The 9,837-nt window shown below is 71.9% G+C and carries 6 protein-coding genes; 5 read left to right on the forward strand and 1 reads right to left on the reverse strand.

The window, feature by feature from the left end; all coding sequences use genetic code 11:
- Positions 1 to 90 precede the first annotated feature (90 nt).
- The 5 genes from BN948_RS25770 (at position 91) to BN948_RS25775 (ending at position 9,260) form a co-directional block, all read left to right on the forward strand.
- Positions 91 to 2,691, forward strand: a complete 2,601-nt coding sequence (locus BN948_RS25770) for a sensor histidine kinase (RefSeq protein WP_051756197.1) — start codon at positions 91 to 93, stop codon at positions 2,689 to 2,691.
- 28 nt (positions 2,692 to 2,719) lie between these two features.
- The gene (locus tag BN948_RS17465) at positions 2,720 to 3,361 is read left to right on the forward strand and encodes a response regulator (RefSeq protein ID WP_035622951.1); all 642 of its coding nucleotides are present in this window, start codon (positions 2,720 to 2,722) and stop codon (positions 3,359 to 3,361) included.
- A 101-nt stretch (positions 3,362 to 3,462) separates the two neighbouring features.
- Complete coding sequence (locus BN948_RS17470) at positions 3,463 to 3,891, forward strand: hypothetical protein (RefSeq protein WP_138820247.1); 429 nt, start codon at positions 3,463 to 3,465, stop codon at positions 3,889 to 3,891.
- A 91-nt stretch (positions 3,892 to 3,982) separates the two neighbouring features.
- Positions 3,983 to 5,527, forward strand: coding sequence for a methyl-accepting chemotaxis protein (locus BN948_RS17475; protein WP_035622957.1), 1,545 nt, complete (start codon positions 3,983 to 3,985; stop codon positions 5,525 to 5,527).
- A 7-nt stretch (positions 5,528 to 5,534) separates the two neighbouring features.
- The gene (locus BN948_RS25775) at positions 5,535 to 9,260 is read left to right on the forward strand and encodes a CHASE domain-containing protein (RefSeq protein WP_051756199.1); all 3,726 of its coding nucleotides are present in this window, start codon (positions 5,535 to 5,537) and stop codon (positions 9,258 to 9,260) included.
- Positions 9,261 to 9,298: 38 nt separating this feature from the next.
- Here BN948_RS25775 and BN948_RS17485 read toward each other — a convergent pair.
- Positions 9,299 to 9,837, reverse strand: a 539-nt coding sequence (locus BN948_RS17485; RefSeq protein ID WP_156037844.1) for a response regulator, incomplete at its 5' end; no start/stop codon positions are given.

Raw genomic sequence — 9,837 nt, forward strand, 5'->3', positions numbered from 1 at the left:
GCACAGAGAGATATGTAACGTAGAGTCGCCGCACGCCCGATCGAAGAGCCGTCAGGGAGGCTGGCGGAGAGGGCGGGAGGACGCCCCCGCATGGCGGGAAACCGCAAACGCCCGGTTCAACTCTGGTTGCCACTGCTGCCCGCGGCGGTGGCGCTGCTGTTGCTCGCGCTGATGGTGTGGTCGGTGGAGCGCGTCGTGGGCGACGAACTCGAGCTGCGCGCCGGGCAGCGCGTGGAGCAGGCGGCGTCCGTCTACGCCGACCGGCTCGCGCGCTCGCTGTCGCGGGCCACTGCCGAGATGGACCTGCTGGCGCTGCTGCCCCAGCAACTGGCTTCGCCCTCGCACTGGCGCACGCAGATGGACCGGCTGCGTGAGCGCAACCGCAGCTACGTGTGGATCGGGGCCACGAACGCCGACGGCGAGGTGCTCGCCGCCAGCGATGGCCTGCTCGAAGGTGTCTCCATCGCGCCGCGGCCGGTGTTCCTCAAAGGCCGAGAGGGCGCCTGGTTCGGCAGCCTGCACCCACCCGTGGCCTTGCGCGCGCCGCTGGCTGCGCTGGACCGGCCGGTGCCCACGGAACTCGCCGACATCGCCATGCCTTACCGGGACACCACGGGCGCGCCGGCCGGCGTGCTGGCCGCGCACCTGGACGCCAGCTTCTACGACCGCATTCGCGAGGACGTGCTGGGCCCGGCCGAGGCGCGGCGCGGCCTGCAGCTGGAACTGGCCAATGTGGACGGCCAGCGTCTGCTGGGCCAGCGGGCCCGGTTGTCGCCCGCGCAATGGCTGGATCTGCTGGGCACGCCCACGGGGACCCCGCGCGTGTTCGACACCGAAGATGGCGACACCATCCTGCTCGTGCGCCACGTGGTCGACCGCCCCTTGCTGCCGCTGAGCACCGACTGGCAGGTGGTGGCCTGGCAACCCCTGAGCCTGGCGCTGGCGCCGGTGCGCGAACTGGAGCGCTACGTGCTTGTGTGGGGCGGGCTCACGGTGCTGCTGGTCGGCCTGGGCGGCTTCTGGCTGTCGCGGCGCCTCGCGCGGCCCTTCAACCAGATGATCGACGTGGTGGCCGAGCGCCTGGGCCCGCAGTCGGATGCGGCGCCTGGCACGGTGCTGCGCGTCATCGCCGAGCAGATGCGCCGCCTGCCCGCGCAGGGCAGCGGCGGCTCGCGCAGCGAGCAAACCCTGACCCAGGTACTGCACGACGCCAGCCGCCTGCAGGCCGTGCTGCAGCACATGCCCTCGCCCATGTACCTGGTGGACATGGACTTTCACGTGCTGTTCTGGAACGACGCGGCCGAGCGCATGTTCGGCTGGAGCGCGGCCGAGACCGAGGGCCGCCACGTCGATGAGATCTTCCGGGACAAGGACCCGGCCAACAGCGTGCGCCAGGCGATCCGGCCCGAGATGGTCGCCGGGCTGGGGCCCTGGAGCTTCGAAACCCACCTGCTGCGCCGCGACGGCGCCGACATCTGGGGCGAGTGGCGGCTCACCAAGGTCTTCGGCGCCGACGGCGAGCCCATCGGCCTGCTGGCCCAGGTGCGCGACCTCACCGTGGAGCGCCTGAGCGAGATGCGTCTGCGCGAACAGGGCGAGGTGCTGTCCGCGCTGATCAACTCCGCCAGCGACGCCGTCATCAGTGTGGACCTGCACGGGCGCATCAGCCTGTTCAACCCGGCGGCCGCGCGCATCTTCGGCCGCGAGGCCGAGGCCATGATCGGCCAGCCGCTGGACAGCCTGCTGCCGCCCGAGCACCGCGGCGAGCACCTGGCGCTCATGCAGCGCTTCTCGAAATCGACCACCAGCACCCGGCCCATGGGCTTCGGCCGCGTCAAGGGTGTGCGCGCCGACGGCGCCGAGCTGGAGCTGGAGGCCTCCATCTCGCATATCACCGTGCGCGGGCAGAAGCTGCTCACCGCCATCCTGCGCGACGTGACCGAGCGCGTGCGCGCCGAGCAGGCGCTGGCGCGTTACCAGCTCGAACTCTCCGAACTCACCCAGCGCCTGCTGACGCAGGAACAGAACACCACGCGCGAGCTTGCCCAGACGCTGCACGACCAGCTTGGCCAGACGCTGGGCGCGATCCGCCTGTCCTTCGACTCGCTGGCGCAGATGAGCCGCGAGCTGTTGCCTCCGCGCGCGCAGGAGCGCTCGGCCACCGTGGGCCGCCAGATCGACCACGCCATCGCCGAGGTGCGCCAGGCCCTGGTGCGGCTGCGCCCGCCCATGCTGGAAGACCTCGGGCTGACGGCCGCGCTGGACAACGAGATCCGCCAGCGCGCGGCCGAGGCCGATCCGGTGACGCTGCACCTGCAGACCGTGGGCGAGGTGATCGCGCAGCGCTGGCCCGACGACGTGGAGTACGCGGCCTTCATGGTGGCGCGCGAGTCCGTGGCCAACGCGCTCAAGCACGCCGAGGCCAGACGCATCGTGGTGCGCATCGAGGGCGACGCCACGCACCTGCGGCTGGACGTCATCGACGATGGCACGGGGCTTGCCGAGGAGATGGCCTTCGGCCGGCCCGGGCACCTGGGCATGGTCGGCATGCGCGAGCGCGCGCTGGCCATCGGCGCGCGGCTGAGCGCGCGCGCGCGCAGCGTGCGGGGGACCCGCGTCACACTCATCTGGACGGCCCGCCCCGACAGCGTCTTCGGCGAACTTGAAGCCCTGAACGAACCCGAAAACTGAAACAGACAACCCAGAGGAGAGGCACCCCATGAGCGACATCTACCTGGTGGACGACCACGCCATGCTGCGCGACGGCCTGAAGGCCGTGCTGGAAGACGCGGGCCACCGCGTGGTGGGGGAGTCCGCCGACCCCACCGGCGCCCTGGCCGAGATCGTGCGGCTTTCGCCCTCGGTGGTGCTGCTGGACCTGCACCTGGGCCTGCGCTCGGGCTTCGAGTTGCTGGAGCAGCTCGTGCAGCGCAAGGCCCCGGCGCGCGTGATCATGCTCACCATGTCGGCGCAGCCGCGCCACGTGGCCGAGGCCATGCGCCTGGGCGCCTTCGGCTACGTGCTCAAGGGCTCACCCGCGCGCGAGGTGCTGGAGGCAGTGGAGGCCGTGGCCGCCGGCCGCAAGCACCTGGGCGGGCCGGTGGCGCAACTGGCGGTGGAGGGGCTCACGCAGGGCGACGACAACAACCCCCTGGCCTCGCTCTCGGTGCGCGAGCGCCAGGTGATCCAGCTCGTGGTGCAGGGGCACACCAGCGCCGCCATCGGCGAGCAGTTGCACCTGTCGCCCAAAACGGTCGAGAGCTACCGCAGCCGGCTCATGGCCAAGCTGGGTGTGAGCGACCTGCCTGCGCTGGTGCGGCTGGCGATCCGTGAAGGATTGATCAGCGCGGACGATCTCTGACACGCGCAGCGGGCTTACCCGCTGCCCGCGCATCCAGATTTCCCCGCAGCGCCGCCACGCCCCGGCGCGCACCATCGGTCTCCATGGACCTGGAGATCGACATGGCACCCACCCTTCCCCCTGGACTGGAGCACGGCACCCTGGAGGTGCTGGTGCTGTGCCCGCGTGGCCAGGCGCTGCAGGACGTGCGCGACCAGGTCGCCCGCTGGCCCCTGCCAGGTCGGGTGCGCTGGACGAGCGACCCGGTAGAGGCCCTGCGGCTGGCGCTGGCGCGGCCCCCCGCGTTGGCCATCGTGGACGCGCGCCTGGACCGCGGCACCGGCCGCGCCCTGGTGGGGCAGTTGGCGCGCTGGCGTTCGGAGCTGGAGGTGTTCGTCTTCGACGACCCGCCGGCCGAAGGCCTGCGCGGCCAGGGCAGCCTGTGGCACTGGTCGGAACTGCCGCGCGTGCTGCGCTGGTGGGCGCGCCGCCACTTTCCAGCCCAGGCCATGTCCGACAGCGCTCCCGCACCGCTGGCGCGCGCCGCCTGAAGCGCTTTTCCGGCTGTCGGAATCAGGGTTTCCCGACACAAGCCGGTTGGTTTTCGGCCGAAAGCCCTGGCATCCCTCACTGGAGAGCCCCATGCGCAACAACGGAGCCGTCACCCAACGCGAATACCCGATGCAGGATGGCCAGACCCTGGTGTCCACCACGGATCTCAAGAGCCGCATCGTCTATTGCAACCCCTCGTTCGTCGAGGTGAGCGGCTACGAGCGTGAGGAGCTCATCGGCCAGCCGCACAACATGATCCGCCACCCGGACATGCCGCAGGAGGCCTTTCGCGACATGTGGGCCACCATCCAGGGCGGCCACCCCTGGTCGGGCCTGGTGAAGAACCGGCGCAAGAACGGCGACCACTACTGGGTGCTGGCCAACGTGACGCCGGTGATCGATGGCGGGCGCACCACGGGTTACATGTCGGTGCGCACCAAGCCCACGAGCGAGCAGGTGCACGCGGCCGAGGCGCTGTACGCCCGCATGCGCGAGGAGGCCGCGGCCGGCCGCGCGCTGCACGTGTTGTCCGCCGGGGAGTTGCAGCGCCGCTCGCCGCTGGCGCGCCTGGGCCGCGCGGCGCGATGGGCGTTCGGGCAGCGCACCCTGCTGTCGTTGCTGGCCATGGGCGCGGCCGGCGCGCTGCTGGGCTCGTATATGCCCAGCCACACCTTGGCCATCGGCATGACCAGCGTGGCAGCGCTGCTGGCGGGGGCCTGGCTGCAGCGCCTGGGCGACCAGCCGCTGGGACGCATCCTGCAATCGGCCAACCGGCTCGCCGCCGGCGACCTGGCCACGCGCCGCACCGACAGCGCGGGCGGCCTGATCGGGCGCATCCACCGCGGCCTGTCCCAGCTCAACGTGAACCTGCAGGCCGTGGTGAGCGACGTGCGCACGCAGGTCGAGGGCATGCACGACGCCACGCGCGAGATCAGCGCGGGCAGCGCCGACCTCAGCTCGCGCACCGAGGCGCAGGCCAGCAACCTGCAACAGACGGCGGCCTCGCTCGAACAGATGACGGCCACCATCAAGGCCAACGCCGATGCGGCGGGCCGCGCGGCCGAACTGGCGCGCGAGGCGCGCGGCCAGGCCGAACGCGGCGGCGAGGCCATCGAAGCGGTGGCTCGGCGCATGGCCGACATCCAGTCCGCCAGCGAGCGCATCACCGAGATCGTCGGGGTCATCGACGGCATCTCCTTCCAGACCAACCTGCTCGCGCTCAACGCGGCGGTGGAGGCGGCACGCGCCGGTGAACACGGCCGCGGTTTCGCCGTGGTGGCGGGCGAGGTGCGCACGCTCGCGGCGCGCGCGCGCGAATCGGCCAAGGAAATCAAGTCGCTGATCCAGGCCTCTCAGCTGCAGGTGCAGGCGGGCGCGCAACTGGTGGGGGAGACACGCGTCACCGTGCAGGAAAGCGCCGGCAGCATCGGCCGCGTGAGCGCGCTGGTGGCCGAGATCAGCGCCGCGTCCAACGAACAATCCCAGGGCGTGAGTCAGGTGAACGCGGCCGTGGCCCAGCTGGACAGCCTGACGCAGCAGAATGCGGCCATGGTCGAGCAACTCTCCGCGTCCGCCGCCTCGCTGGCAGCGCAGGCCGGCACCGTCACCGAGACGGTGCGCGTCTTCAAGCTCTGAAGCCCGCATGCAGCTCTGGCGCGTCGATTCCCGTTCCTGGCTGTGGGTGGCTGTCACGCTCCTGTGCGGCGGCCTGCTCACGGCCGTGGCCGTCGACCAGCGCGAGCGCACCAACGAAGCCTATTTGAGGGCCCGGTTCGAGGCGCAATCGCGCGAGCTGGCCGACGACATCGCACAGCGCTTCGACCTTGTCGAGCAGGGCCTGCGGGCGGCGCGCGGCGTGGCCCGGCAAGCCGGGGAGTTCGGGCTGGGCGCAGCGGACTTTCGCGACTACATGCACTCGCGGGACATCGAGCGCGAGTACCCCGGCGTGCGCGGCTTCGGCTTCATGCGCCGCCTGCCACCCGGCGGCGAAGCGGCGTACCGGTCGCTGCGCCAGCGATTGGGCGTGGCGGACGCGCCGATCCGCAGCCACGAGCCGAACGCGGGCGAGCGCATCGTGGTCGAGCTGGTGGAGCCGCTGGAGCGCAACCACCAGGCGGTCGGCCTGGATGTCGCGCCCGAGCCGGGCCGCCGTGCCCTGGCCACCGCTTCCGTGCGGCGCAACCTGCCGCTGATGACGGGACCAACGACGCTGGTGCAGGCCCCCGGGGCGCCCGCTTTCGTCGTGATGCTGCCGGTGTTTCGCCGCGGCGCGCCCATCGACACCCCGCAGGCCCGCGACGCGGCGGCCTACGGCTGGGTCTATTCGCCGCTCGTGTTCGGCGAGGTGATCGAAAGCCTGGCCTTGCACGAGAAGCACATCGCGCTCACGCTCACCGACATCACCGAGCCCGAGCTGGCCGAACCCTTCTTCAGCACCGTGAATCTGGGAGAAGCACCACAGGCCGACGCTCCCTCGCAGGCGCTTCTGCGGGTGCCCTTTGGCCGCTCCTGGGCCATACAAACCACGGCCCGACCTTCGTTCGCCGCCCAGTTCAATCTGCCGCGTCCGGCAATGGTGGCCTGGACCGGCGCCCTGGGCACCCTGTTGGTGGCTGCGCTTCAAGGGTTGTGGCTCAACCTGCGCCGGCGGCACCGCCAGGCCGCCGAACTCAACGCCCGCCTGGAAGACCGTGTCGCCGAGCGCACGCACTGGCTGGAGGACGCCGAGCGCTTCCAGCGCACCGTGCTCGACGCCGTGCCGTCCATGATCAGCTACTGGGACCGCGAGCAGATCAACCGGGTGGCCAACCGCGCCAACCTGCGCTGGCACCGGCCCCGTGGTGGCGCGCTGGCCGGGTACAGCGTGCGCGAAGCCGTGGGCGAGGCGGTCTACGAGCGCCTGAGGCCGCGGATCGAGGCCGTGCTGGACGGCCGCCAGCAGGTGTTCGAGGTGTCCGTGACCAACCCCGCGACGGGGGAGCCGCGCGAGCTGCGGCTGAACTATCTGCCGGACGCGCGCCACGGCGTGGTGCACGGCTGGTACGCCATCGTCGACGACGTGACCGAGCGCAACCGCAACCGCCGCGAGCTGGAGGCGGCGCTGGCGCTGCAGGCCACCGAACGCCTGCGCCTGGAGAGCATCCTCGCCGGCACCAACGCGGGCACCTGGGAGTGGAACATGCAGACGCGCGAGGCGCGTTTCAACGAGCGTTGGGCCGAGATGCTGGGTCACGACTACGACGAGCTGCGGCCCACCCACGTGCGGGCCTGGGCGGACCACGTGCACCCGGACGACCTGGCCCTGGCGCGCCAGCGCCTGCGCCGCCACATCAAGGGCGAGCTGCCTTTCTACGAATGCGAGGTGCGCATGCGCCACGCCCAGGGCCACTGGATCTGGGTGCTTGACCGCGGTCGGTTGCAGACGCGCACCGCCGACGGCGAACCGGAATGGATGTACGGCACCGCGCAGGACATCAGCGCGAGCAAGGCCATCGAGCAGAGCCTGCGCGAAGCCACGCGCGCGGCCGAGGCCGCCAGCCAGAGCAAGAGCGCCTTCCTGGCCAACATGAGCCACGAGATCCGCACCCCGCTCAACGCCGTGCTGGGCGTGGCCCACCTGCTGGCCGACACGCCGCTGGACACCGCGCAACGCCAGTTGCTCAACAGCGCGCAAACGGCCGGCCGTTCGCTGCTGGGCATCGTCAACGACGTGCTCGACCTGGCCAAGATCGAGGCGGGCGAAATGCGCCTGGCCGACGAGCCCTTCGCGTTGTGCGGCCTGTTGCGCGAGGTCGAGTCGGTGTACGCGCTGCCGGCACGCGAGAAGGGCCTGACGCTGTCGCTGCGCATGCCCGAGGACGTGCCGCCCTACGTGAGGGGCGACGCCGCGCGGCTGCGCCAGGTGCTCGTCAACCTGGTGGGCAACGCTCTCAAGTTCACGCAGCAGGGCGGCATCGTCATCAGTGCCGAGGTGCTGAGCGGCGGGGACGGCCCGCAACTGCGCCTGAGCGTGCACGACAGCGGCATCGGCATACCGCCCGAGGTGCAGGCGCGGTTGTTCCAGCCCTTCACGCAAGCCGACGAAACCACCACGCGCCGCTTCGGCGGCACAGGCCTGGGCCTGTCCATCGTGCGCCGCCTGGTCGCGCTCATGGGTGGCGAGGTGGGCCTGAGCAGCGAGCCCGGGCGGGGCAGCGAGTTCTGGCTGCGCGTGGCGCTGCGACCGGCCGAGGCCGCTGAGCTGCCGCGCCCGGCACCAGCGCCCGCGTCCAGCGACTCGCATGGCCTGACGGGACTCACCGTGCTGCTGGTCGACGACAGCGAGATCAACCTCGACATCGCGCGGCGCATGCTGGAACGCCAGGGCGCGCGCGTGCAGACCTGCGGTGACGGCGAGCAGGCCCTGGGCTGGCTGCGCGCGTCGCCGGCCGCCTTCGACGTGGTGCTCATGGACGTGCAGATGCCCGTGATGGACGGGCTGGAGGCCACCAACCGCATCCGCAACGAACTGCGGCTGGTGGACCTGCCGGTGATCGCGCTGACCGCCGGCGCTCTGGCCGACGAGCGCCGCCGTGCGCTGCAGGCGGGCTTCACCAATTTCCTGGCCAAGCCGATCGACCCCGAGGAAATGATCGATGCGGTGCGCCGCGCGGCATCGGCGCGCGCGGCCACGACGGCGCCCGCGCCGCTGACGGTGCTTCCCGTGCCGCAGCCGCCGTCGCAGCCGCCGGTGGCTGTGCCGGCGGGCTGGCCCGCCATCGATGGCATCGACACCAAGGCCGCGCGGCGCCAGCTGGGCGGCGACCATGTGCTGTTCCAGCGCCTGCTCACGCGGCTGCTGGCCGAACATGGCGACTGGGCGGCCTTGTCAGCCAACGCCGCCGCGGGCTGGGACGGCACTGCCCGGGCGGCCTGGCGGGCCCGCGCCCACCGCCTGCGTGGCAGCGCCGGTGTACTGGGCGCGCAGGCCCTGGCCCGCGCGGCCACTGCGCTGGAGGCGGCGCTGGAGCCGGACGCTGAAACCGCGCCCGCCGGGCCCGCGCTGGCCGCCGTGCGCACCGCGTTCGACGCCTTGCGGGCCGCTGCGCCCGCCGATGGCGTCGAGCGGCGATCCCCGGTGCAGGCCGCGCCCATCACCGACGCCGATGCCGCCGCATCCGCCGCGCGGATCGAGCGCCTGGCCGAGCAACTGCAGGCGCAAGACCTCGAAGGCGTCGATACCTTCGAGGCCTGCCGCGCCGCGCTGGAAGTCCGCTTGGGTGCCGAACGCGTGCAAGCCCTGGCGAAGGCCATCGACAACCTGGAATTCGCCGCCGCGCGGCAGTTCCTCGACGATGCCCTGGCCTGGCACGACGACACCAAGGCTTGAGGGCGCGGTTGGGCGCAGGAGCTTGAGTGACCGTCCGGTTACGGCCAATGCCCGACCGGATCGGGCGCGCAGGGCTGGTGCAGCCGCTCGATCAGCCGGTCGATTGCCTCCAGCAGGTCTTCCCCGGTGTTGGGTTTGTCGATCAGCTCGGTCACACCGGCCGCCAAGGCCTCGCGCCGCAGCTCGGCGCTGAGGTAGCCCGAGGTGATGGCCGCCGCGATGCCGGGGTGGCGTTCGCGCAGTGCGCGCACCAGCTCCACGCCATTCATGCCGGGCATGGAGTAGTCCAGGATCGCGAGTTCGTAGTCCACCTCGCCGCCGCGCACGGCGCGCAGCGCCTCGATGGGGCTGGTGAACACGCGTGGCTCGTGCCCGGCGCGGCGCAGCAGGCGCTGCATCAGGTCGGCGATGAGCTCGTCATCGTCCACGTACAGGATGCGCGTGCCGCGCGCCGCCGGCGTGGTGCGCGCAGTGCCGGGCACGGCGGGCGCCTCCCCCTCCCCCGCCTGCAGGGCAGCCGCGCGAAAGTACAGGTCGAACACCGTGCCCTCACCGGGCCGGCTGCGCACCCGCCCCG

It is taken from the genome of Hydrogenophaga intermedia (assembly GCF_000723405.1).
In the GTDB taxonomy this organism is placed as follows: Bacteria; Pseudomonadota; Gammaproteobacteria; order Burkholderiales; family Burkholderiaceae_C; genus Hydrogenophaga; species Hydrogenophaga intermedia.

Bases quoted from the DNA above. Each gene is read 5' to 3' on its own strand.
- BN948_RS25770 (WP_051756197.1), top strand. From the start codon at position 91: ATGGCGGGAAACCGCAAACGCCCGGTTCAACTCTGGTTGCCACTGCTG.
- BN948_RS17465 (WP_035622951.1), top strand. From the start codon at position 2,720: ATGAGCGACATCTACCTGGTGGACGACCACGCCATGCTGCGCGACGGC.
- BN948_RS17470 (WP_138820247.1), top strand. From the start codon at position 3,463: ATGGCACCCACCCTTCCCCCTGGACTGGAGCACGGCACCCTGGAGGTG.
- BN948_RS17475 (WP_035622957.1), top strand. From the start codon at position 3,983: ATGCGCAACAACGGAGCCGTCACCCAACGCGAATACCCGATGCAGGAT.
- BN948_RS25775 (WP_051756199.1), top strand. From the start codon at position 5,535: ATGCAGCTCTGGCGCGTCGATTCCCGTTCCTGGCTGTGGGTGGCTGTC.